This is a genomic window from Klebsiella sp. NPDC088457 (assembly GCF_044900465.1).
Taxonomy (GTDB): domain Bacteria; phylum Pseudomonadota; class Gammaproteobacteria; order Enterobacterales; family Enterobacteriaceae; genus Klebsiella.
In genome coordinates, this window is the sequence record NZ_JBJDNH010000008.1 from 1 (window position 1) to 23,742 (window position 23,742).

Annotated in this window: 21 protein-coding genes; 11 read left to right on the forward strand and 10 right to left on the reverse strand. The window is 58.9% G+C overall.

Translation table 11 applies throughout. The annotated features are described in order from the left end of the window. From puuR to puuE, 4 genes are all read left to right on the forward strand, one after another. Window positions 1-414, forward strand: a 414-nt coding sequence (gene puuR, locus ACI2JR_RS06850; RefSeq protein ID WP_462478191.1) for an HTH-type transcriptional regulator PuuR, incomplete at its 5' end; no start/stop codon positions are given. Between the two features lie 239 nt (window positions 415-653). Beyond that, window positions 654-2,141, forward strand: coding sequence for an aldehyde dehydrogenase PuuC (gene puuC / locus ACI2JR_RS06855; protein WP_462478192.1), 1,488 nt, complete (start codon window positions 654-656; stop codon window positions 2,139-2,141). A gap of 2 nt (window positions 2,142-2,143) precedes the next feature. Next, window positions 2,144-3,424, forward strand: coding sequence for an NAD(P)/FAD-dependent oxidoreductase (locus ACI2JR_RS06860; RefSeq protein ID WP_462478193.1), 1,281 nt, complete (start codon window positions 2,144-2,146; stop codon window positions 3,422-3,424). 47 nt (window positions 3,425-3,471) lie between these two features. After that, complete coding sequence (gene puuE, locus ACI2JR_RS06865; protein WP_462478194.1) at window positions 3,472-4,737, forward strand: 4-aminobutyrate transaminase; 1,266 nt, start codon at window positions 3,472-3,474, stop codon at window positions 4,735-4,737. A 44-nt stretch (window positions 4,738-4,781) separates the two neighbouring features. Here the strand turns inward: puuE and ACI2JR_RS06870 are convergent, their stop codons facing one another. Beyond that, the gene (locus ACI2JR_RS06870; protein WP_165905657.1) at window positions 4,782-5,735 is read right to left on the reverse strand and encodes a LysR substrate-binding domain-containing protein; all 954 of its coding nucleotides are present in this window, start codon (window positions 5,733-5,735) and stop codon (window positions 4,782-4,784) included. Between the two features lie 82 nt (window positions 5,736-5,817). Between ACI2JR_RS06870 and ACI2JR_RS06875 the strand changes: the two genes are divergently transcribed. Continuing rightward, on the forward strand, window positions 5,818-6,903 hold the full coding sequence (locus ACI2JR_RS06875) for a tartrate dehydrogenase (RefSeq protein WP_462478195.1): 1,086 nt from the start codon (window positions 5,818-5,820) through the stop codon (window positions 6,901-6,903). A 36-nt stretch (window positions 6,904-6,939) separates the two neighbouring features. On the opposite strand, the gene ptsP is transcribed toward ACI2JR_RS06875, so the two are convergent. Continuing rightward, entirely contained in the window at window positions 6,940-9,441 is a 2,502-nt protein-coding gene (ptsP, locus tag ACI2JR_RS06880; protein ID WP_462478196.1) for a phosphoenolpyruvate--protein phosphotransferase, read from the reverse strand. Window positions 9,442-9,749: 308 nt separating this feature from the next. On the opposite strand from ptsP, the gene ACI2JR_RS06885 reads away from it, so the two are divergent. The 5 genes from ACI2JR_RS06885 (at window position 9,750) to ACI2JR_RS06905 (ending at window position 14,768) form a co-directional block, all read left to right on the forward strand. Then, window positions 9,750-10,826: a PTS fructose transporter subunit EIIC gene (locus ACI2JR_RS06885; protein WP_462478197.1), complete on the forward strand. Its 1,077-nt coding sequence runs from the start codon at window positions 9,750-9,752 to the stop codon at window positions 10,824-10,826. A gap of 20 nt (window positions 10,827-10,846) precedes the next feature. Beyond that, complete coding sequence (locus ACI2JR_RS06890) at window positions 10,847-11,167, forward strand: PTS fructose-like transporter subunit IIB (RefSeq protein WP_462478198.1); 321 nt, start codon at window positions 10,847-10,849, stop codon at window positions 11,165-11,167. Window positions 11,168-11,272: 105 nt separating this feature from the next. Next, complete coding sequence (locus ACI2JR_RS06895) at window positions 11,273-13,570, forward strand: formate C-acetyltransferase (protein ID WP_462478199.1); 2,298 nt, start codon at window positions 11,273-11,275, stop codon at window positions 13,568-13,570. Continuing rightward, the gene (locus tag ACI2JR_RS06900) at window positions 13,536-14,411 is read left to right on the forward strand and encodes a [formate-C-acetyltransferase]-activating enzyme (protein ID WP_462478200.1); all 876 of its coding nucleotides are present in this window, start codon (window positions 13,536-13,538) and stop codon (window positions 14,409-14,411) included. The genes ACI2JR_RS06895 and ACI2JR_RS06900 overlap by 35 nt, the downstream gene beginning before the upstream one ends. Before the next feature lie 15 nt (window positions 14,412-14,426). After that, window positions 14,427-14,768, forward strand: a complete 342-nt coding sequence (locus ACI2JR_RS06905) for a PTS fructose-like transporter subunit IIB (RefSeq protein ID WP_132727177.1) — start codon at window positions 14,427-14,429, stop codon at window positions 14,766-14,768. 56 nt (window positions 14,769-14,824) lie between these two features. Here ACI2JR_RS06905 and ACI2JR_RS06910 read toward each other — a convergent pair whose 3' ends face one another. Continuing rightward, entirely contained in the window at window positions 14,825-15,592 is a 768-nt protein-coding gene (locus ACI2JR_RS06910; protein ID WP_462478201.1) for a phytanoyl-CoA dioxygenase family protein, read from the reverse strand. A 250-nt stretch (window positions 15,593-15,842) separates the two neighbouring features. Between ACI2JR_RS06910 and ACI2JR_RS06915 the strand changes: the two genes are divergently transcribed. Then, entirely contained in the window at window positions 15,843-16,676 is an 834-nt protein-coding gene (locus ACI2JR_RS06915) for a helix-turn-helix transcriptional regulator (RefSeq protein WP_132727183.1), read from the forward strand. Window positions 16,677-17,058: 382 nt separating this feature from the next. On the opposite strand, the gene hpxK is transcribed toward ACI2JR_RS06915, so the two are convergent. The 7 genes from hpxK to hpxU all read right to left on the reverse strand — a co-directional run bounded on the left by hpxK (window position 17,059) and on the right by hpxU (window position 23,462). Beyond that, entirely contained in the window at window positions 17,059-18,321 is a 1,263-nt protein-coding gene (hpxK, locus tag ACI2JR_RS06920) for an allantoate amidohydrolase (protein ID WP_132727186.1), read from the reverse strand. After that, window positions 18,318-19,559 carry a pyridoxal-phosphate-dependent aminotransferase family protein gene (locus ACI2JR_RS06925; protein ID WP_132727189.1) on the reverse strand — a complete coding sequence of 414 codons (1,242 nt, stop codon included), beginning with the start codon at window positions 19,557-19,559 and terminating at the stop codon, window positions 18,318-18,320. The genes hpxK and ACI2JR_RS06925 overlap by 4 nt, the downstream gene beginning before the upstream one ends. A 15-nt stretch (window positions 19,560-19,574) precedes the next feature. Beyond that, window positions 19,575-20,312, reverse strand: coding sequence for an amino acid ABC transporter ATP-binding protein (locus tag ACI2JR_RS06930; RefSeq protein ID WP_132727192.1), 738 nt, complete (start codon window positions 20,310-20,312; stop codon window positions 19,575-19,577). Continuing rightward, complete coding sequence (locus tag ACI2JR_RS06935) at window positions 20,293-20,949, reverse strand: amino acid ABC transporter permease (RefSeq protein WP_165905675.1); 657 nt, start codon at window positions 20,947-20,949, stop codon at window positions 20,293-20,295. The genes ACI2JR_RS06930 and ACI2JR_RS06935 overlap by 20 nt, the downstream gene beginning before the upstream one ends. Beyond that, window positions 20,949-21,614 (reverse strand): amino acid ABC transporter permease, encoded by a 666-nt coding sequence (locus ACI2JR_RS06940; RefSeq protein WP_132727195.1) that lies wholly within the window; start codon window positions 21,612-21,614, stop codon window positions 20,949-20,951. Before ACI2JR_RS06940 ends, ACI2JR_RS06935 begins: the two co-directional genes overlap by 1 nt. A 9-nt stretch (window positions 21,615-21,623) precedes the next feature. Then, window positions 21,624-22,409 (reverse strand): transporter substrate-binding domain-containing protein, encoded by a 786-nt coding sequence (locus ACI2JR_RS06945; RefSeq protein WP_462478202.1) that lies wholly within the window; start codon window positions 22,407-22,409, stop codon window positions 21,624-21,626. Between the two features lie 213 nt (window positions 22,410-22,622). Continuing rightward, the gene (gene hpxU, locus ACI2JR_RS06950; protein WP_132727201.1) at window positions 22,623-23,462 is read right to left on the reverse strand and encodes a MurR/RpiR family transcriptional regulator HpxU; all 840 of its coding nucleotides are present in this window, start codon (window positions 23,460-23,462) and stop codon (window positions 22,623-22,625) included. Window positions 23,463-23,742: the final 280 nt, after the last annotated feature.

The following is a 23,742-nucleotide window of genomic DNA, read 5'->3' on the forward strand; positions in this document are numbered from 1 at the left end:
ATCAGTACGCTGCAAAAGCTGCTGAAAGTTTATGGGCTGTCGCTATCGGAATTCTTTTCTGAACCAGAAAAACCTGATGAACCGCAGGTGGTTATTAATCAGGACGATCTTATCGAAATCGGCAGTCAGGGGGTTTCGATGAAACTGGTGCACAACGGAAATCCGAACCGTACGCTGGCGATGATTTTTGAAACTTACCAGCCTGGAACCACAACCGGGGAGAGGATCAAGCATCAAGGTGAAGAGATAGGCACCATACTGGAAGGTGAAGTCGTGCTGGTGATTAACGGCCAGGCGTACCACCTGGTTGCTGGGCAAAGCTATGCCATCAACACCGGCATACCGCACAGTTTCAGTAATACCTCGGCAGGCGTTTGCCGAATTATCAGTGCCCATACTCCCACCACATTCTGATTTTTTAGCCTGAGAATATTTCAGGCTTTCTTCAGGCCTGCTCCGTCGGATGCCCTGTTTCCGGCGGAGCGAAGAACACGCAAATAATACACAGCGTTGTGCGGAAGATTATTTCCTGCTGGCCGCAATAATCCGCGCAAATATACACGCGCTTAAGACGGTATCTGACTCCGGGGACGCCCTACGCCCTGTGCTGTCTGTCATGCCCACTATTCGATTATGTGATTAAGGAGTCTTATATGGATTTCAAACCTCTGTCCTGGTGGCAGGATAAAGCGAAAAGCATCGAGATAGAAACGCGGTTATTTATTAATGGCAAATATTGCTCTGCTGTCGATAATACCACCTTTGAAACCATCGACCCCGCCGCCCAGCAAACGCTGGCGCACGTTGCCCGCGGGAAAAAAGCCGATGTCGAGCTTGCCGTCACGGCCGCGCGCGAAGCGTTCGATCGCGGCGACTGGTCGCAGGCCTCGCCGGCGCAGCGTAAAGCGGTGCTCAATAAGCTGGCCGACCTGATGGAAAGCCATCGTGAAGAGCTGGCGCTGCTGGAGACCCTGGATACCGGTAAACCGATCCGCCACAGCCTGCGCGACGATATCCCCGGCGCCGCCCGCGCCATCCGCTGGTATGCGGAAGCTATCGACAAAGTGTATGGCGAAGTCGCGCCGACCGGCGCCGGTGAGCTGGCGATGATCGTCCGCGAGCCGGTGGGGGTCATTGCCGCCGTGGTCCCGTGGAACTTCCCGCTGCTGCTGGCCTGCTGGAAACTCGGCCCGGCGCTGGCCACCGGCAACAGCGTGATCCTGAAACCTTCAGAAAAATCTCCGCTTACCGCCCTGCGTCTTGCCGCCCTGGCGAAAGAGGCCGGGCTGCCGGACGGCGTACTGAACGTGATCAGCGGGTTTGGCCACGAAGCGGGCCAGGCTCTGTCGCTGCACCCGGACGTCGAGGTCATCACCTTTACCGGCTCCACCCGTACCGGCAAGCAGCTATTAAAAGATGCCGGCGACAGCAATATGAAACGCGTCTGGCTGGAAGCCGGCGGAAAAAGCGCCAACATCGTCTTTGCCGACTGTCCGGACCTGCAAACAGCGGTCAACGCCACCGCCGGCGGTATTTTCTATAACCAGGGCCAGGTGTGCATCGCCGGGACCCGCCTGCTGGTTGAAGACAGCATCGCCGATGAGTTTCTCCGCCGCCTGCAGGAACAGGCTCGCCACTGGCAGCCGGGCAACCCGCTCGACCCGAACACCACCATGGGTATGCTGATCGATAACACCCATGCCGACAGCGTGCACAGCTTTATTCGCGTCGGTGAAAGTCAAAGTACGCTGCTGGTCGACGGGCGAAAAAACCCGTGGCCGGCCGCCGTCGGCCCGACCATTTTCGTCGATGTCGATCCGGCCTCCGCCCTGAGCCGGGAAGAGATTTTCGGCCCGGTGCTGGTGGTTACCCGCTTCGCCTCAGAAGAGGAGGCCTTGCGGCTGGCCAACGACAGCCACTACGGCCTTGGCGCGGCGGTATGGACGCGCGACCTCTCCCGCGCCCACCGCATGAGCCGCCGCCTGAAAGCGGGCTCCGTCTTTGTAAACAACTATAACGATGGTGACATGACCGTCCCCTTTGGCGGCTATAAGCAAAGCGGCAACGGACGCGATAAGTCTCTGCACGCGCTGGAAAAATTCACCGAACTGAAAACGATCTGGATGACTCTGGAGTCTTAATCATGACCGAACATACCACCAGTTATTACGCCGCCAGCGCCAACAAATACGCCCACTTTCCGGCGCTGAATGAATCGATCAGCTGCGACGTCTGCATTGTCGGCGGCGGCTATACCGGCCTCTCCTCGGCGCTACATCTGGCCGAAATGGGCTACGATGTGGTGCTGCTGGAAGGGGCGCGCATTGGCTTCGGCGCCAGCGGACGCAACGGCGGCCAGCTGGTTAACTCCTACAGCCGCGATATCGACGTCATTGAAAAAACCTACGGCCCGGATGCGGCCAAAATGCTCGGCAGCATGATGTTCGAAGGCGGCGAGATCATCCGCGAACGCATCCAGCGCTATCAGATTCAGTGCGACTATCGCCCCGGCGGTCTGTTTGTCGCGCTGAACCACAAACAGCTGGAGACTCTGGAAGAGCAGAAGGCGAACTGGGAGCGCTACGGCAATAGCCAGCTGGAGCTGCTGGACGCCAGCGCCATTCGCCGCGAAGTGAACAGCGATCGCTATACCGGCGCCCTGCTCGATCGCAGCGGTGGCCATATTCATCCCCTGAATCTGGCCATCGGCGAGGCGGATGCCATCCGGCTGAACGGCGGCCGGGTTTACGAGCAGTCGCCGGTCACCCGGATTCAGCACACCAGCCCGGCGGTGGTCACCACCGCCCACGGTCAGGTGACCGCGCGCTACGTCATCGTCGCCGGTAATGCCTACCTGGGCGATAAAATCGAGCCGGAACTGGCAAAACGCAGCATGCCGTGCGGCACCCAGGTGGTGACCACCGAGCCGCTGTCCGCGGACGTGGCCCGCTCGCTGATCCCGCAAAACTACTGCGTGGAAGACTGTAACTACCTGCTGGACTACTACCGTCTGACCGGCGATAACCGCCTGCTGTACGGCGGCGGCGTGGTCTACGGCGCCCGCGATCCGGATGACGTCGAACGCCTGATTCTGCCAAAGCTGCTGAAGACTTTCCCGCAGCTGAAAGGGGTGAAAATCGATTATCGCTGGACCGGCAACTTCCTGCTGACGCTCTCAAGGATGCCGCAGTTCGGCCGCCTGGACAAAAACATCTATTACATGCAGGGCTACAGCGGCCACGGCGTGACCTGTACCCACCTCGCCGGCCGCCTGATTTCCGAGCTGCTGCGCGGTGACGCCGAGCGCTTCGACGCCTTTGCCAACCTGCCGCACTATCCGTTCCCGGGCGGCCGGAGCCTGCGTATTCCGTTTACCGCGATGGGCGCGGCGTACTACAGCTTGCGCGACCGTCTCGGGGTGTAAGTTTGCCCGCAGGTCCAGGTAATGATGTTTAACTAAGGGTATTAACCATGAGCAACAGCGAATTTCATCGACGTCGTCTTTCCGCCACCCCACGCGGGGTGGGCGTCATGTGTCAGTTCTTCGCCCGGTCCGCTGAAAATGCGACGCTGACCGATGTCGAAGGCCAGGAGTATATCGATTTTGCCGCCGGGATTGCGGTGCTCAATACCGGGCATCGCCACCCTGCGCTGGTCGCCGCGGTGCAGCAACAGCTGCAGCGCTTTACCCATACCGCCTATCAGATTGTCCCCTACGAGAGCTATGTTTCACTGGCTGAGAAGCTTAACGAACTGGCCCCGGTCACCGGCCCGGCGAAAACCGCCTTCTTTTCTACCGGCGCAGAAGCGGTAGAAAACGCAATTAAAATCGCCCGCGCCCACACCGGGCGCCCGGGGATTATCGCCTTTGGCGGCGGCTTCCACGGGCGCACCTATATGACCATGGCGCTGACCGGCAAAGTCGCGCCATATAAGCTGGGCTTTGGCCCCTTCCCGGGTTCCGTTTATCACGCGCCTTATCCCTCAGTTCAGCAGGGGATCGGCACCCAGGATGCAATTACCGCTATCGAACGCCTGTTTAAAGCCGATATTGCAGCCAGTCAGGTCGCCGCGATTATTTTTGAGCCGGTACAGGGCGAAGGCGGTTTTAACGTGGCGCCGCCTGAGCTGGTTGCCGCCATTCGCCGCATCTGCGATGAGCACGGGATTGTGATGATCGCCGATGAGGTACAAAGCGGATTTGCCCGTACCGGCAAACTCTTCGCCATGGACCATTATGCCGAGAGGCCGGATCTGCTGACGATGGCCAAAAGCCTGGCCGGTGGCATGCCGCTGTCCGGCGTGGTGGGCAACGCGCAGATCATGGATGCGCCCGCGCCGGGCGGCCTGGGCGGGACCTATGCCGGTAACCCGCTGGCGGTGGCCGCGGCCCACGCGGTGCTGGACATCATCGACCAGGAAGCGCTCTGCGCGCGCGCCCGGCGGCTGGGGAAGCGTTTAACCGCCGCCCTCAATGAGGCGAAGAGCGGGTGCCCGGGGCTGGCGGAAGTGCGCGGCGTGGGATCGATGATTGCCGCCGAGTTCGTTGACCCGGCGACCGGCGAACCTTGCCCAGCGCTGGCGCAGAAAATTCAGCAACGGGCGCTGGAACAGGGGTTGCTGCTGCTGACCTGCGGCCAGTACGGCAACGTGATTCGCTTCCTCTATCCGTTAACCATCCCCGATGCGCAGTTCGCCAGCGCGCTGACCATTTTGCAAAACGTCATCCGGGATTAACGCTCCCCGTGTCGCCGACGGCGCCTGCCCTCGGCGACGCGACCTTACCTGACGTCGCCGCTGGCAACACACTGCTGCGGATAGTGCTGCTGAAAGTAGTGACGTAAAAACTCCACCGTGGTTCGAATTTTCGCCGAGGTCGCCAGCCGCGAGACATATACCGCCCAGATGTTAGCCGGTTGATAATACTCTGGCAGCAGATGCACCAGATGCCCGCTGGCAATATTCTCACTCACGTCCCACCACGATCGCAAAGAGATGCCCTGCCCATCCAGACACCACTGATGCACGATCTCCCCGTGGTTAGAGGAGAGCGGGCCGGTCACCTTGATGGCCTGTTCTCCCTCCTTCCCATGCAGTTGCCACACGCCAAAGGGCCGATCGCGCTCTTTAATCACCAGACAGGGCAAGGTCGCCAGATCGCTGAGCTGCCTGGGCTGCGGATAGCGGGCCAGAAACGCCGGCGAAGCGCAGAGAATCCGCTGGTTGGTCGCCAGTTTGCGGGCAATCAGATTAGGGGCAATATCATCACCGACGCGAATATCGAGATCGACGCCTTCGTTCACCAAATCCACCAGCCGGTCTGCGACATCGAAACGCAGCTCCAGCTGAGGATACTGACGGGCCAGCGCCGACAGCGCGGGGGCGACCACCCGGCGGCCGAAGCCAAAACTGCTGATAATCCGCAGCGTACCCTGCGGCACCTGGCGTACATCGGACAGTTCATCCATCATCTGGTCCACATCCTGCAAAATACGCTGCGCCCATTCATAGATGCGCTCCCCCTCCTCGGTAATGGTCACCCGCCGGGTGGTGCGATGCAGCAATACCACATTCAGCGTCTGCTCCAGCAACGCAATGCGTTTACTGACGAAGGCGGGAGAAACGCCGAGCTCTTCGGCGACGGAGGCAAATCCGGCGCGACGGGCAACCCGCATAAACACGCGTAAATCATTTAGCAGCGGCAGATTGTTCATGATCTGTGTTTTATGTTTCACCAGTTAGCATGATTAATTATGAAGCAGTCAATTATAGGATAAGGGGGAAGTCAATTTTGATGGTTGATAAGTGAGAACCGGTATGAAGAAAACCTGTCGTATTGCCGCCATCCCCGGAGACGGGATTGGTCAAGAAGTGCTTCCTGAGGGCATTCGCGTATTACAAGCCGCGGCGCAACGTTGGGATCTGGCATTAAGCTTTGAGCAGATTGAATGGGCCAGCTGCGACTATTATGCCCGCCACGGCAAAATGATGCCCGACGACTGGCATCAACAGCTTAAAACCTTTGATGCTCTCTATTTCGGCGCCGTCGGCTGGCCCGACACCGTGCCGGATCACGTCTCCCTGTGGGGGTCGCTGCTCAAATTTCGCCGCGAGTTCGATCAGTACGTCAACCTGCGTCCGGTGCGCCTGTTTCCCGGCGTCCCCTGCCCGCTGGCGGGTAAACAGGCCGGGGATATTGATTTCTATGTCGTTCGTGAAAATACCGAAGGCGAATACTCTTCCCTCGGCGGTCGCGTCAACCCCGGCACCGAGCATGAACTGGTGATTCAGGAGTCGGTCTTCACCCGCCGCGGCGTAGACCGGATCCTGCGTTACGCCTTTGAACTGGCGCAGAGCCGCCCGCGTAAAACGCTGACCTCGGCCACCAAATCCAACGGCCTGGCGATCAGCATGCCCTACTGGGATGAGCGGGTGGAGGCCATGGCCCGCCATTATCCCGATATTCACTGGGACAAGCAGCATATCGATATCCTGTGCGCCCGTTTCGTCCTGCAGCCGGAACGCTTCGACGTGGTGGTCGGCTCAAACCTGTTCGGCGATATTCTGTCCGACCTCGGCCCGGCCTGCACCGGCACCATCGGTATCGCCCCTTCGGCAAACCTGAACCCCGAGCGCACCTTCCCGTCGCTGTTCGAGCCGGTACACGGCTCAGCGCCGGATATCTATGGTAAAAACATCGCCAACCCGATTGCCACCATCTGGGCTGGCGCGATGATGCTCGATTTCCTCGGCGCGGGCGACGCGCGCTACCAGGCGGCGCATAACGGCATTCTGGCGGCCATTGAGCAGGTTATCGCCCGCGGCCCGAAAACGCCGGATATGAAAGGGGATGCCTCTACCCGGCAGGTCAGCGAAGCCATTTGCCAGGCGATTCTGCAATAACCTACATCCCCGGTGGCGCCGCGCCGCCGGGGGGAACTATAGCTCCAGCTCATGCTGCAATAACGTGGCGATAGCCTCGCTGCTGTCGGCGGTTACCAGGGCACGGCGAAACGCTTCATGCATAATGCGCCGCGCCAGACGCGAGAAGATGCGCATATGCTGATCCCCGGCCGCGTGCTTGTTCAGCGTGAGCATGATCACAAATTGTGCCTCATCATCGCCCCATGCCACCGGCTGGGCGAGGCGCGCCACGCTGATGGTCGACTGCTCAATATGCTCTGATTTACTGTGCGGTATCGCAAAGCTGAAGCCTAACCCGGTGGAGAACACCGCCTCGCGGGCCCACAGATCGGCCTCCAGCTTACGCGGATAGCGGCAACGCCCCGCCAGCAGCAGATTGTCGGTCATGCCTTTCATCACCTCCTCTTTACTGCGCCAGTCGCTGTTCAGGGTGATGCACTGCGCGGTAATCAGCGGCGCATCCTGCTGAGTCATACGGAAGCGGGCGAGTAAATGTTCCACCTCCAGCGAGGTGCGACACTGCATGGCCTGGTTTAGCAGCTGGCGACAGGCCCGGCTGTCCAGCTGAGCCAGACGGGCTTTCGTGGCCGGTATCGACGGCGCGCTCATGCTCAGCTCGTCCAGCCCCAGTCCGACCAACAGCGGCAGGACCGAACCTTTCGCCCCCAGCTCGCCGCACAGGCCAATCCACTTACCCTGGCGATGCACCGCCTGTACGGCATAGTCCAGCGCGCGCAGAAATGCCGGGTTCAGGCTATTGTAGTGGCGGGTCACCTTGCTGTTATCGCGATCCACCGCCAGCAGATATTGCGTCAGGTCGTTGCTACCGATACTAAAAAAATCAATTTTTTCACAACACTGGTCGATGATAAACATCACCGAGGGCACTTCCAGCATGATGCCGAACGGGATCTTCTCATCAAACGGGATATGCTCATCGCGCAGCGATTGCCTGGCGTCGGCCAGTTGGTCTTTCACCCACAGAATCTCTTCCATCGAGGAGATCATCGGGATCATAATTTTCAGCGAGCCGTGCGCCGAGGCGCGCAGAATGGCCCTGAGCTGGGTGCGGAACAGCGCCTGATACTCTTCGTAAATACGCACCGCGCGATAGCCGAGGAAGGGATTGTTTTCCACCGGAATGTTAAGATACGCCACCGGCTTATCTCCTCCGATGTCCATGGTGCGGATGATGATACTGCGGCCGTTAGCCGGCTCCAGCGCCTGGCAGAAAATGTTATACAGTTCGTCCTCTGACGGCGCGTTGGGGCGGTCCATATACAGCATTTCGGTGCGGAACAGCCCTATCGCCTGCGCCCCGTTGTCAAAGGCCGCGGCGGCTTCAACGGAGTGGGCGATATTCGCCGCCACTTCCAGCCGCATGCCATCTTTGCTGAGCCCTTCTTTATCCAGCCACGCCTGCTGCTGGCTGCGAATTTGCGCCGCAACCCAGGCTTCCTGACGATAGTAGCGCGTGAGCGCCTCATCCGGATTGACCGCCACCAGCCCGGCATTGCCGTCGATATACACCGGCTGGCCGACCCACGGCTGCAGCGCCGCCATCTCAACGCCAACCAGTGTTGGAATATTAAACGAACGCGCCAGAATCACCGTATGCGAGGTAGTCCCTCCGCAGCACAGCAGCAGCCCTTTCAGCAGCGTTTTATCCAGCTCAAGAAACTGACCCGGCGTGAGCTCGTCGGCAAGGCAAATAGCGGGCTCAGTCAGCTGACCCGGTGCCGGGAAGCGGGACTCGCCATAAATATGCTGCAGCAGCTGGAAACAGATATCGCGCACGTCCAGCACGCGCTCCTGTAAATAGCGGTTGCCGGAGTCGCGGAACTGCGCGCAGAAATGTTCGCCGCTGGCGACGATCGCCTGCGCGCAGCTCAGGCCGGTCAGCAACCCGCCGAGCAGATGCTGACGCAGGGAAGCATCCGTCGCCAGCGAGCGATGCGCATCAAGAATGGCGCTGGCGGTTCCGTCGTTATCCAGCAATCGCAGTTCAATATTTTTGACCAGCAGCTGCAGGCCTTTATCCAGCTGCGCCTGCTCCTGCTCAATATTCCCGGCAGCGGGCAGCGTTCCTGAGTCGCGCAGATCAAACGCTTTCAGATGGGTCAGCGTGCCGCCCGCGCTGCCGGCGCACACCGGCAGCGCATGAAATAAGGTCGGGTTGAGACGGGATAGCGATTCAGGTATCGGCTGAATATCCATGCTGTCCCCCGCCGGCAACGGCGCGTCGCAGTAGGGAAATTGCTCCTGCATAAATGCCGACAGCGTAGTAAAGGCCTGCTGTTCATCGTCACCGCTGATAATTAACTGACATTCATCACCTTTAATGGTGTTGGTGCCGATAATCGCCAACGCGCTTTTGGCATTGCCGCGGAGATCGCTGCGGCGGTTCAACCACTCAACAGAAGATGAAAATGTATTACACAACGTTTCCACCAGACTGGCCGGGCGGGCGTGTACGCCATTGGGCAAATCGCATATGAAGTTAATGACCTGAGCCATCGCCTCTCTCCTGAGCAATAGGTTAATGACTCAAAAGTAATGAAAGCGCGTCGCCGGGACTACGCGAAAAAACACTCAATTACTGGATAATTGTACACAGCGCTCTTTTTTTCGTTCCGCGTCACAAATCGGGCATTCTGCCGCAACTATCACCCGACAACATGAAGATTTGAGGTGGATCGCAATTTCATTCGCATCTTACAAATATCCAGTAAATGCACTTTTTCTCTACTATTTTCTCCGCCGCCGTTTTCCTACTGTTGAGGCATCAATACTGTCACGAGCGATATCCCGCTCAGGAGCAAGCAATGAACGAACTGGTGCAAATACTAAAAAATACACGCCAGCATCTCATGACCGGCGTCTCACACATGATTCCCTTTGTTGTCTCCGGCGGGATCCTGCTCGCGGTCTCCGTGATGTTATACGGCAAGGGTGCCGTCCCCGACGCCGCAACCGATCCCAACCTGAAAAAACTGTTTGATATTGGCGTCGCCGGCCTGACGCTGATGGTGCCTTTTCTGGCGGCCTATATCGGCTATTCCATTTCCGACCGCGCGGCGCTGGCCCCATGCGCCATTGGCGCATGGGTTGGCAACAGCTTTGGCGCCGGTTTTTTCGGCGCCCTGATTGCCGGGATGATCGGCGGGCTGGTGGTCTATTACCTGAAGAAGATCCCGGTGCATAAAGTGCTGCGCTCCGTGATGCCAATTTTTGTCATCCCGATCGTCGGCACCTTCATTACCGCCGGGATCATGATGTGGGGTCTGGGTGAACCCATCGGCGCGCTAACCGTCAGTCTGACCAGCTGGTTGCAGGGAATGCGCGAGGGCAGCATCGTGCTACTCGCCATCATCATGGGCCTGATGCTGGCCTTCGACATGGGTGGCCCGGTCAATAAAGTGGCCTACGCCTTCATGCTGATTTGCGTTTCGCAAGGGGTCTATAGCGTGGTCGCCATCGCGGCGGTCGGTATCGCCGTCCCGCCGCTGGGCATAGGCCTGGCGACCCTGATTGGCCGCAAATACTTCACCCCGGAGGAGCGTGAAACGGGGAAAGCCGCGCTGGTGATGGGCTGCGTCGGCGTCTCCGAGGGGGCGATCCCCTTCGCCGCCGCCGATCCGCTGCGCGTTATCCCGTCAATCATGATCGGCGCCGCCAGCGGCTGTGCAGCGACCGCTCTGCTTGGCGTTCAGTGTTACGCCGGCTGGGGCGGACTGATTGTCCTGCCGGTCGTCGAGGGGAAAGGCGGGTTTATCGTTGGCCTGCTGGTCGGGGCATTTGTCAGCGCCGCCAGCGTCATCATGCTCAAAGCGCTGACTAAAAAGAAAGCGTCAGAAGCCAGGGCCGACGACGAGCTGGATCTGGATTTCGAAATTAACTGAAACGCTGGAAGGAAAATTCTATGACTAAAATCATCGCCGTTACCGCATGCCCGTCGGGCGTTGCCCACACCTATATGGCCGCTGAAGCGCTGGAAAGCGCCGCCAAAGCCAAAGGCTGGCAGGTCAAAGTCGAGACCCAGGGCTCCATCGGCATTGAGAACGAACTGTCGGCGGACGATGTCGCCAGCGCCGATATGGTTATCCTGACCAAAGATATCGGTATCAAGTTCGAAGAACGTTTCGCCGGTAAAACCATCGTCCGCGTCAATATCAGCGATGCGGTGAAACGCGCCGACGCCATCATGAACAAAATCGATAGCCACCTTGCACAGAAGGCCTGAATAACGCGCGGCGAAGCTGCGCAAGACTCAGCGCCTGGCTCAGCAGGCGCCATCATCGCATGGGCCAATTAGCCTGCTGAGAGAGGCGCTTACATGGAGTGAGTCATGACCAATCGCACCCAACGTTTAATAGACAGCCTGTTTGCCCAACCCCGGGAAATCTCTCTTGAGCGCGCCCTGCTATACACCGCAAGTCATAAACAGACCGGGGGCGAGCCGGTGATGCTTCGCCGGGCGAAGGCCACCGCGTGGATCCTTGACCATGTCCAGATTTCAATACGTGACGACGAACTGATAGCCGGAAACCGCACCATCAAACCGCGCGCCGGGATCGTCTCGCCGGAGATGGATCCTTACTGGTTACTCAACGAGCTGGAGCAGTTCCCGACCCGGGCCCAGGATCGCTTCGCCATCAGCGCAGAGGATAAGCGCATTTATCGTGAAGAGCTGTTCCCCTACTGGGAACAACGCTCGATGAAAGACGTTATTAATGGCCGGATGACCGCCGAAGTGACAGAGGCGGTAAGCACGCAGATTTTCAGCATCAACCAAACCGACAAGGGCCAGGGCCATATCATTATTGATTATCCCCGGCTGTTAAATAAGGGGCTGGCGGCGCTGGTGACGGAAATGCAAACCCTGACCCGCCGGCATCCGCAGAACCACTTTTATCAGGCGGCGCTGATCGTGCTAGAAGCTTCGCAGCGCCATATGCTGCGCTACGCCACGCTTGCCGACGAGATGGCCCGCGGCTGCGATAATTCGCAGCGCCGCCGGGAGCTGGAGACGATCGCCGACATTTCGCGCCATAATGCGGTACATCGCCCGGAAGATTTCTGGCAGGCCTGCCAGCTGTTCTGGTACATGAACATCATTTTGCAATACGAGTCCAACGCCAGCTCTATTTCACTGGGGCGTTTTGATCAATATATGCTGCCGTTCTACCAGACGTCGCTAAATCGCGGACAGGATCCCGCGTTCCTGAAAGCGCTGCTCGAATCGCTGTGGGTCAAATGCAACGATATCGTTCTGCTGCGCTCATCCAGCAGCGCCCGCTATTTTGCCGGGTTCCCGACCGGCTATACCGCGCTGCTCGGCGGCCTGAGCGAAACCGGGCGCAGCGCGGTCAACGTGCTTTCCTTCCTCGCGCTCGACGCCTATCAGAACGTCAGGCTGCCGCAGCCTAACCTCGGGGTTCGGGTCAATGAACTGATCGACCGCCCGTTCCTGCACAAAACGGCGGAAACGATCCGTTTAGGCACCGGGATCCCGCAAATTTTCAACGATGAAGTGGTCATCCCGGCATTTCTTAATCGCGGCGTCTCGCTGGAAGATGCGCGAGATTATGCCGTCGTGGGCTGCGTCGAACTCTCCATCCCCGGGCGCACCTACGGCCTGCATGATATTGCGATGTTCAACCTGCTGAAGGTGATGGAGATCGTGATGCTGGAAAATGAAGGCAATGCCGATATCAGCTGGCAAGGGTTGCTTGGGCAGATCCGCGCTAAAATTCGCTATTACATCAAGCTGATGGTCGAAGGCAGCAATATTTGCGATCTCGGCCACCGGGACCAGGCGCCGGTTCCCCTGCTCTCCTCATTTGTGCGGGACTGCGTTCAGCACGGCAAAGATATCACCGAAGGCGGCGCACGCTACAATTTCTCCGGCGTTCAGGGAATCGGCATCGCCAACCTCAGCGATTCGCTGCATGCGCTGAAAGGGATGGTTTTTGACCAGCAACGCCTTAGCTTCGATGAACTGCTCCAGGTCCTCAAAGCCAATTTTCAGACGCCGGAAGGTGAAAAAATTCGCGCCCGTCTGATTCATCGTTTTGAGAAATATGGCAATGATATCGATAAAGTCGACAATATCAGCGCCGACCTGCTGCGGTTTTACTGCAAAGAGGTTGAACAGTACCGCAACCCGCGCGGCGGACATTTCACTCCGGGGTCGTACACCGTATCGGCGCACGTACCGCTGGGCTCCGTTGTCGGGGCCACGCCGGATGGCCGTCTGGCCGGCGAGCAGCTTGCCGACGGTGGGCTGTCGCCGATGGTCGGCCAGGACTCTCAGGGGCCAACGGCGGTACTGAAATCGGTCAGCAAGCTGGATAACTACCTGCTCTCCAACGGCACGCTGCTCAACGTGAAGTTCACTCCCGCGACCCTGAGCGGGGATGGCGGGCTGCATAAGCTGGCGGATTTTTTACAGGCCTTCACCAAGCTGAAGCTTCAGCACATTCAGTTTAACGTGGTCAATGCCGACACCTTGCGCGAAGCGCAGCGGCGTCCGCAGGATTTCGCCGGACTGGTGGTACGCGTCGCGGGCTACAGCGCCTTCTTTGTCGAGCTATCAAAGGAGATTCAGGATGACATTATCCACCGCACCACGCATCAGCTGTGAGGTTATGGATACGCGCGCCGACAGGGCGCGCATTTTCAATATCCAGCGCTACTCTCTGAACGATGGTCAGGGGATCAGAACCGTCATTTTTTTTAAAGGCTGCCCGCATACCTGCCCGTGGTGCGCCAATCCGGAATCTATTTCAGCAAAAATCGAAACCGTGCGGCGGGAAAGCACATGCCTGCACTGCGCGCGTTGCCAGCAAGACATGGATGAGTGCCCCTCCGGCGCGTGGCAGCAGATTGGTCGCGATGTCACCCACGCAGCGTTACTCGAAGAAGTGCTAAAAGATGAGATCTTCTTCCGCACCTCCGGCGGCGGCGTCACCCTCTCGGGCGGCGAGGTGTTAATGCAGGCCGGATTCGCCAGCCGCTTTCTGCACACCTTGCGGCAGTGGGGGATCAGCACGGCGATAGAAACCGCGGGTGACGCGGCCTTCAGCCGCGTTTACGCGCTTGCACGCGAGTGCGATGAAGTGCTGTTTGACCTGAAAATCATCGACCCGGAGCAGGCCCGGGCACGGCTATCGATGGACAGCGCGCGCGTTTTAGCCAACTTCAGCCAACTGGCGGCGGCCGGTGTTCGCGTTATCCCCAGAGTGCCGTTAATTCCCGGGTTTACCCTGAGCGAAGAGAATTTCAACAATATTCTGACCTTCCTGGCGCCGTTTAAACTGCCCGACATTCACCTGCTGCCGTTCCATCAGTATGGCGAACCGAAATATCAGCTGCTGGGCAAAACGTGGGCGATGGCGAAGATAAGTCCGCCGTCGGCGTCAGAGATAGCGGTGTTTAAAACCATGGCCGAACAAGCCGGTTTTCGCGTAACCGTCGGTGGTTAATATCCGGAGGATGCTATGGAACTCAAGATTGTCGCCGTCACCGCCTGCGTAAGCGGCGTGGCCCATACCTATATGGCGGCGGAACGTCTGGAAAAGTTGGCTCACCATGAGAAATGGCAGATCAAAATCGAGACTCAGGGCGCGTTAGGCATTGAGCATAAAATTACGCCCGACGATATTGCCCATGCCGATGTCGTCCTGCTGGTCACCGATATTGAAATCGACGACGGCCAGCGGTTTTGCGGCGTCCGAACGGTGAAAACCAGCATCAAAACGTTTTTGCTCCAGCCGCAGCACATCGTGGAGGCGATTAAACAGGTGATGAAAAAGCCGGTGGTCAGCGTCGATATCCCCTGATTGAGCACCGGCTGAGCCAGGCTGGTTTACCTGAACCAGCCTGGCCTTTTGCCGATTCACTCGACATCAAGCAACCATTTTTGCGCAGGCGTCAGGCGGCTTGCGGTTTCCGGCCTAATCCAGCGCTGTTGATCCTGCTGGGCAGTATCCTGTCTGTCGATATATAAACCATGCAGCACGCGCCTTCTGCTGCCGATTCTGTTGCAGGTCCCGCCGTGCCAGGTATGGGCGTTATAAATCATCACGCTGCCCGCCGGGGCGGCAAACACCACTTCATCAGGATGCGCCAGTTCCGGGTCGTCCAGCACATCTTCCGGCAGTTCCGGGCGCAGGTGCGTCCCGGGGATGATCCGCGGCGCGCCATTTTCGGCGCTGAGATCATCAATAGCCCAGATGGTATTCACCAGATGCACTTTCGGAAAATCCGGGCGCGGCTTTTTCCAGTCCGCATGCAGCGGCTGGTGACCACCGTTAACCAGCGCTTCTCGCGCATTGAGACTCGAGACTTTAAAGTCTCCCTGGAACACATAGCGACAGGCCGAAAGCACCAGCGGGTGGGACCATACTTTCTCCCAGATAGCCCCTTTGTTAATCAGATTGGCAATACGCGTCGCCGTGGCCTCCTGATGGTGTTCGATGGCCAGATTATCCCCCTCTCGCTCGACGATAGCGTCGATAAGGTCGCGCATCGCTGCCAGCCATTCCGGGTCAGCGACATGCGGCACAACGGTATATCCGAGGGTATCCAGCTCGTGTTTCATCTTTGTGGATAGCGCGATATTGGCGCCGAGCGCATCGAGATAAACGGCAGATTGTGGTTCCATAGTTATTTTCCTTAACCTTTCGATAACACGAAATAAACTCTAAACGTCGGCCAGGGGAAATACATGAGGCGATTCCTACGAAAAACTGGACATCCGTACGCGGGAGAGCAAAGTGTGACTACCATCAAATTCTACCGCTCGCCTGCCGGATGCGGGCTAATCCGCTCCGCGTAAAGCGATCCATAAGAGGTTAGCCGTTATAAAATAGATTATAATCAACAGGATAATAGTTCTTATTCGGGGTTATGGGATGATTGAAGATCTGCCGGACATATTGAATCGCCTGGTCCATCAGAAAGAGAAACTGCAGGTCCGATTCCCTGAGCCGGATATTTCCGTCCCGGAGCTGGCTTACAAGGTCCCTTTTCCGCGTCTGGAGATCGTGCTCGAAGGCGAGCTGCGGGAGCACGGTTTACCGTTGTCCGATGCGCTGCTGTCCACCTCGCAGGTGCTGTATGTACAGGCGGGAAAATGGACGCTACCGCAGTGGACCGGCCCGGCCTCAACGTTGAGTATCTTATTCGGCAGGCAAAAGCTGGGGTTCTGTATCCAGCGCTGGGATGGCAAGCAGCTGCGTACCGGGAAGCAAAACGTCGCCCGTCTTGGCCCCCGCGTCGGCTCCTATCTGCTGCTGGCCCTGAATGAAATCTGCCTGCAGCCGGACCCGGTCACCGCCAGGCTGGTGGTGTCGGCTTTGCTTAGCCACTGCCTGGAGCAGCTGGTGGGACTTGAAATGCGGGTCAGCCGCAGTCGCGATCTGTTTATGGCGGTGCAGGATTATCTCGAGGAGAATCTCCGCCAGCCGCTCACCCGCGAATCGGTAGCGAAGCGCTTTCACATCACGCCGAATTATCTCTCGCATATTTTCCAGAAATCAGGTTCCGTCGGCTTTAATGAATACCTGACCAGCGTCCGCCTCGAGCAGGCCAAGAAGCTATTGCGCGGCTATGACTTAAAGGTCAAAGAGATCGCCCACAACTGCGGGTTTGTCGACAGCAACTATTTTTGCCGGGTATTTAAGCGTTACACCGAGCGCTCGCCTTCCGAATATCGCCGTCACTGCCGCAGCGCGCAGCAGGGATAGTTCCGAGGCCCATACCGCCCGCGGCCGCTCTGCCTGGCGGCGTTCAGCGCCCGATCGACTTTCTTGATCAAAGCGTCCTGAGGCTCATCGTTCAACGATTGAGAACGCGCGTCGACGTACGGCACGTTAATGCGGCAACAACCACAAAGTTTCAAAAAGTAGCATAGTCGCCTGCCGATGCCCGGCGAATAAAAACGATAATGTTCTGAGGGTTAAATAATAATGCGGAGAGAACTTAACGGCGTCACGGATCGCTGACCACAAGAATAGACTGACCCCGCGGAATAATTCCAACGGGCTCCCCATCCATGGCGACGAAGTCAGTGGCGCGGCTGGCAGCCCCACCATCCCGGCGGGGTTTATCTTGCGCCGCGCCAACGGATTACTCGCTGTCCGCCAGCGTCTGCACCGCCCGGCCGAATGCCGCAATCGCCAGCCCAACATCAGCGGCGGTTACCGACTCCGCCGGATGGTGGCTGACGCCGCCTTTACAGCGCACGAACAGCATACCGACCGGCCAACGTTCGGCGATGGCGATGGCATCATGCCCTGCGCCGCTCGGCAGCGACAGAGACGCTCCCTGCACGTCGCGTACCGCCTGCGTTAACACCGCCTGTAAGGTCGAATCGCAGGCGGTGGCCGCAATGCGGTAGAACTCTTCCGCCCCGAACTGCAGGTGACGACGCGCGGCAATCTCTCGCGCCCCCGCCAGCAGCGAGCTCAGAAGCGTGTCCAGCGGCCGATCGTGCGGGCCGCGAATATCCAGCGTCAGCGCCACTTCGCCAGGGATAACGTTGACCGCCGCGGGCGAACAGCGCAGCGTGCCGACGGTGGCAACCAGGTTGCCGCCCTGCTGGCGGGTGCTCGTTTCAATGAGCATCATCCACTCGGCAGCAGCGGCCAGCGCATCGCGGCGATGGCTCATCGGCACCGTCCCCGCGTGCCCCGCCTCGCCGGTAAAGCGGCAGTTCAGGCGACGCGCGCCGTTGATGGCCTCCACCACGCCCAGCGCCAGCCCTTCCCGCTCAAGGCACGGACCCTGCTCAATGTGCAGCTCCAGATAGGCGGCAATATCCGCTACCGGGCGCGCCGCCAGGCCAATACGGGCCGGGTCGAGCCCGGCGTTGACCATCGCCTGCGCCACGCTGATGCCATCCCCATCGGTCTGCGCCAGCCAGCCCTCCGGCCAGCTTCCCGTCAGGCCGCGGCTGCCGAGCAGCGTAATCCCGAAACGGGTCCCCTCTTCATCGCCGAAACCGACAATTTCAATGGCTTTCGCCAGACGGCGACCCTGGCGATGGAGGTGATGCACCACTTCAATGGCCGTCAGGACGCCGAGCATGCCGTCATATCGCCCGGCGTTGCGCACCGTGTCCAGGTGAGAGCCGAGTAAAATGGCCGCCGCCCCCTCCTGCTGCCCTTCATAGCGCCCGCAAATATTGCCGACGCTATCCTGCCAGACGGTCATGCCCGCCTGCATCATCCAGCGGGCCACCCGCTGATTGGCCTGCAGATGCTGCGGTGAAAGATAGACCCGGGTCAGCCCCTCCGGGGTTTCGCTGATCGATGCCAGCTCATCGGCGCGGGCCATTACCCGTGCCGCGGCCTCCGAACTCTCCGCCTGCTGGCGTGCTGGTTGGCTCATAGCGGGCTCTCGCTGCGATAATGGTCCCACGCCGCCTGCATGGCCGCGCCCTGGGTGGTGGTGAACTTCAGATAGTTGAGCACCGACTCCAGCGCGCTGAGCGTGGTCATCACACAATCTTTACGCGCGTTGTAGCCCATGGTGCCGATACGCCACACTTTGCCATGCAGCGGGCCGAAGGAGGTACCGATCTCAATCCCAAAATCTTCCAGCATCAGCTTCCGCACCTGGTCGCCGTTGACCCCCTGCGGAATCACCACCCCCAGCACGTTGTTCATCTTATGTTTCAGGTCGCCGAAGGTTTCCAGCCCCATCGCCTGGATCCCTTTGACCAACGCATCGCCATGCAGCTTATGTCGGGCGATGCCGTTATCCAGCCCTTCCTGCAGAATCAGCCGGGCGCATTCGCGGGCGGCAAACAGCGCGGAAGTGGCTTCGGTATGGTGGTTCAGGCGCTCCGGCCCCCAGTAATCCATCACCATGCCGAGGTCGAAGTAGTTGGAGTAAACCATCTCATCGACGCCATCGAGATGGGCGTCGGTACGAATGCCCTCCTCCACGCATTTGCGGCGGCGAATCACCTCCTCCATGCGCGCGCTGAGGGTAATCGGCGAGGTGCCGGACGGGCCGCCGAGGCATTTCTGCATCCCGGCGGATACCGCATCCAGACCCCACGCGTCGGTCTCCAGGGCGTTGCCGCCCAGCGACGCGGTGGCGTCGGTGTAGAACAGCACGTCGTAACGGCGGCAGATCTCTCCCAGCTCCGCCAGCGGCTGGAGCATGGTGGTCGAGGTATCGCCCTGCACCGTCAGCAGCAGACGCGGGCGCACGCGCCTGATCGCCTCTTCAACCTGGTCGGGGGTGAAGACTTCGCCCCACGGCACCTCAATGGTATGGACCTCCGCCCGGCAGCGGCGGGCGATTTCACATAGCAGATGACCAAAGCGGCCAAATACCGGCACCAGCACTTTGTCGCCGGGGCGAATTGACGAAATCAGGATCGCCTCGATCCCGGCGCGCGAGGTGCCGTCCACCAGCATCGTCCAGCGGTTATCGGTCCGAAACACGCCGCGATAAAGGGCCATCACTTCATTCATATAGTGGGTCATCGCCGGGTCATACTGGCCAATCAGCTGGCTCGACATGGCGCGCAGCACGCGCGGATCGGCGTTAATCGGCCCCGGTCCCATCAGCAGACGCTGCGGCGGATTGATTTGCGAAAATTGAGCGATATCCATCTTAGATTCCTTTGATTAATTCAGGCCGCGCACGGATGAGATAAACTGCTTCAGTTCGTTAGTCTGCGGGTTGGCAAACAGCGTTTTGCTGTCGCCCTGTTCCCAGACCCGCCCCTGATGCATAAACACCACCCGGTCGCCCACTTCACGGGCAAAATTCATTTCATGGGTGACGAGGATCAGCGTCATCCCCTCCGCCGCCAGCTGCTCCAGCACCTTGAGCACTTCGCCCACCAGTTCAGGATCCAGCGCCGAGGTAATCTCGTCACAGAGTAAGACTTTTGGCGACATCGCCAGCGCGCGGGCAATCGCCACCCGCTGCTGCTGGCCGCCGGAGAGGCTGGAGGGATAGTAGTCCAGGCGGTCGCCCAGCCCCACCTTCTCCAGCATGCGCCGGGCGAGATCGCGACATTCCGCGGCGCTTTTTTTCAGCACCCGCCGCGGCGCCAGCATCACATTCTCCAGCGCGGTCATGTGCGGAAACAGATTAAAATTCTGGAACACCATCCCGATGGAGCGGCTGATTTCCCGCGCCTGTGAATCACGATCGGTAATGGTCATTCCGCCCAGCTTAATGCTGCCTTCCTGGTACCCTTCCAGCCCGTTGATGCAGCGCAGCAGCGTACTTTTCCCCGAGCCGCTACGACCGATAATCGAGATGACCTCGCCCATATCGATATCCAGATCGACCCCTTTGAGCACGTGGTTATCCCCGTAGTACTTCTGCATCTGATTAATGGTGATGAGAGGCATTGAATTTATTCTCCAGATAGCGGCTGTAGCGGGACAGCGGGTAGCACAGAATGAAGTAGCCCAGCGCCACCAGCGCAAAGACTTTAAATGGCTGATAGGTCACGTTGGTGAGCATCGTTCCGGCCTTGGTCAGCTCGACAAAGCCGATAATCGAGGCCAGCGCGGTGCCTTTCACCACCTGGACGGCAAAACCGACGGTCGGGGCGATGGCGATGCGCAGCGCCTGCGGCGCCACCACGCGATACAGGGTCTGGGCGAAACTGAGCCCCAGACAGCGCGAGGCTTCCCACTGCCCTTTCGGCAACGCGCGGATGCTGCCGAACCAGATATCGAGTAAAAAGGCGCTGGTGTAGAAGGTCAGCGCCAGCGACGCGGCGGTCCACGGCGAGACGTCAATGCCGAACAGCGCCACGCCGAAGAAGGCGAGAAACAGCTGCATCAGCAGCGGCGTGCCCTGAAACAGCTCGATATAGCCGCGAATCAGGCGCTTAACCTGCCGTCCGCCGGTGAGGCGCAGCAGCAGCAGCGGCAACGTCACCAGCGCGCCGCCGATAAACGCCACCAGCGACAGCAGCACCGTCCAGCGCCCGGCCAGCAGCAGGTTACGGACGATGTCCCAATCGGTAAAGGTGGTGATCATGCCTGGACCCTCAGCCATTTCCGTCCTGCCGCCATCAGCAGCTGACGCATTGTTATCGAAAGCACTAAATAGATCCCCGTCGTCACCAGATAGACCTCAAAGCTCAGAAACGTCCGCGACTGGATCAGGTTGGCGGCAAAGGTCAGCTCTTCATAAGAAACCTGCGACACCACCGACGACCCCAGCATCACGATAATGCACTGGCTCACCAGCGCCGGGTAAATCCGCTGCAGCGCCGGCGGCAGCACCACCTGAATAAAGGTCTGCGTGCGGCTGAGCCCCAGTACGCGGCCGGCTTCCCACTGGCCTTTTGGCGTCACCTGGATCCCGGCGCGAACGATCTCGGTGCTGTAGGCGCCAAGGTTCACCACCATCGCCAGCAGCGCGGCTTCGCCCGCCGTCATCTTCAGCCCCAGGTTAGGCAGACCGAAGACGATGAAAAACAGCTGAACCACAAACGGCGTATTGCGGATAAGCTCCACGTAGCCGCCCCACAGACGGCTGAACCAGGTGGCGCGCCCGCTACGAATAGCGGCGCCGAAGATGCCGATAGCCAGGCCGCCGACCGTCGCCAGCACCGTCAGCTGAATGGTCACCCACAGCCCCGCCAGCAGCTCCGGCCAGTGCGGCCAAAGCTCAGAAAAATGAAGTTGTTCCGTCATTCGCAGGCCTTATTCGGCAAAGTCTGCGGGCAACGGCGCTTTCAGCCACTGCCGGGACAAATTGTTCAGGGTGCCGTCTTTAATTCCCTGCTCGATCAGCGCATCGACTTTCGTTTTCAGCGCCGGCTCATTTTTCTTCAGGCCGATCACGCACGGCGAATCTTTCAGCATAAAGCTCGGTACCGGCGCTTTAGCCGGGTTTTGCCGGGAAATCGCCGCCACCACCAGGTTACCGGTCGCCACGTACTGCACCTGGCCTGACAGATAAGCCGACAGCGTGGTGTTGTTGTCTTCATAGCGTTTAATCTGCGCCTCTTTCGGCGCAATGCTGGTCAGCACCATATCTTCCACCGCGCCACGGGTGACGCCGACGGTTTTGCCGCCGAGCGCCGCCGCATCTTTCAGCTCTTCCCCTTTCGGGCCGAATACGCCAAGGAAGAACGGCGCATAGGGGCGGCTAAAATCAATGACCTTCTCGCGTTCCGCATTTTTGCCGAGGCTGGAGATCACCAGATCCACTTTATCGGTTTGCAGGTAAGGCACCCGGTTGGCGCTGGTCACCGGCACCAGCTGCAGCTTGAGCTTCATCTGTTTGGCGAGATAACGCGCCATATCGATGTCATAGCCCTGCGGCTGGAGATCGGTCCCCACCGAACCGAACGGCGGGAAATCCTGCGGAACCGCAATGCGAATCACGCCGCGCTTTTCGATATCCTGCAGCTGGTCGGCTTTCGCCGCTGTGATTTGCGTGAACAGACAAGCGGCCCCGGCCAGTGCGATCAGCAGTTTTTTCATGATGTTTACCCGTTACGTTAGTATGAAACAAAAGATTCTTTAAATAAACTTCTGCAACTAATGTGCCAGATACAAAAAATGAGAGGGGGGCGTTGAAAAGCGTGAGAAAAAAGAGAAGAAACAAGATATAGCGAAAAAAAGTGAGAAAATGGCGATCATTTCCCCACTATTTTATTGCACCAAAACAATGCAAAGCACCAGCCTGAGGCCCCATTATCGCTGCTCAAGTTCATCCAGCTGCTGATAGAGGGTGGCGATTTCGTGAATCCGCGGGCGACCTTTATCGAGAATTTCATGCAGGAACGCATTCGCCAGCAGGTTAATTAAACTGTTAACCGCGCCGTAGCTGTCATAGGCCGAAACGCTATCCAGCGGCGCGCAAAGTTGCCAGCGCGCCAGCGGAAACAGGCTGTAGGCCTGCGGCTCGCACATCAACAGCACCGGAATGCCGTGCAGCTGCAGCTGTTGCAGCAGCGGGCGAATAATGCGCGGACGGCGGCGAAACGCCATCACCACCACCAGATCGTCCGGCGAAAGATCCACCAGCTCTTCGCTTAAACTCTGTCCCGGCTGCGGCAGAACCAGCACCTGGCCGCGCGCCTGCAGCAGCTGCTGACGCAGGTGCAGCGCCGCAGGATAGGCGTTACGCATCCCGATAATGACGATACGCCGGGCCTTGACCATGCCGCTAATCGCCTCGGCAAACTGCTGCGCGTCAAGCGCGTTGACCCACTGCGTCAGATTCGCCATTTCCTGTTTATAATGGCGCGCCAGCAGCGTGTTACCCTGCACCGCGTCGCGGTGATCGGTGAGCGGCATCCCGCTCTGGCGTAAGGTGCGCAGTTCGTCGCGCATATCCTTATACTTTTCATACCCCAGCCGCTTAAACAGACGGCTCACCGTGGCTTTGGATACCCCGCTCAGCTGCGCCAGCTCCGCGCTGTTATAGCTAATCAGGTCGTCAAAGTGATCGAAAATAAAATCCGCCACCCGCTGTTCCTGAGGCGACAATGACGCATATTGCCCTTTCAGGCGTTCATCAAGTTGTTCCATAAAGCCTCTGTAACTTTTGTTTCATCAAACGATCCCCTCAATACCTCGGCTTACAGGGTAAAACGGTTAACCGTTTTGAACAGCGCGCGCTGGCCCCGCAGGGGTGAGGCCAAAGGTCGAATCACGCGGCGATGCGGGAATCCCCGGCAGCTTGCTCCCGTAAGTGACGGGGGGAGAGCGAGGAAAACCAACACCCATGCAACCTGTCGTATGCCGGGTATAGACATGTAAGCCCTTTCACAATGCATGCCAGTTTAAGAAAAAAGGCCGCTGCCTGGAT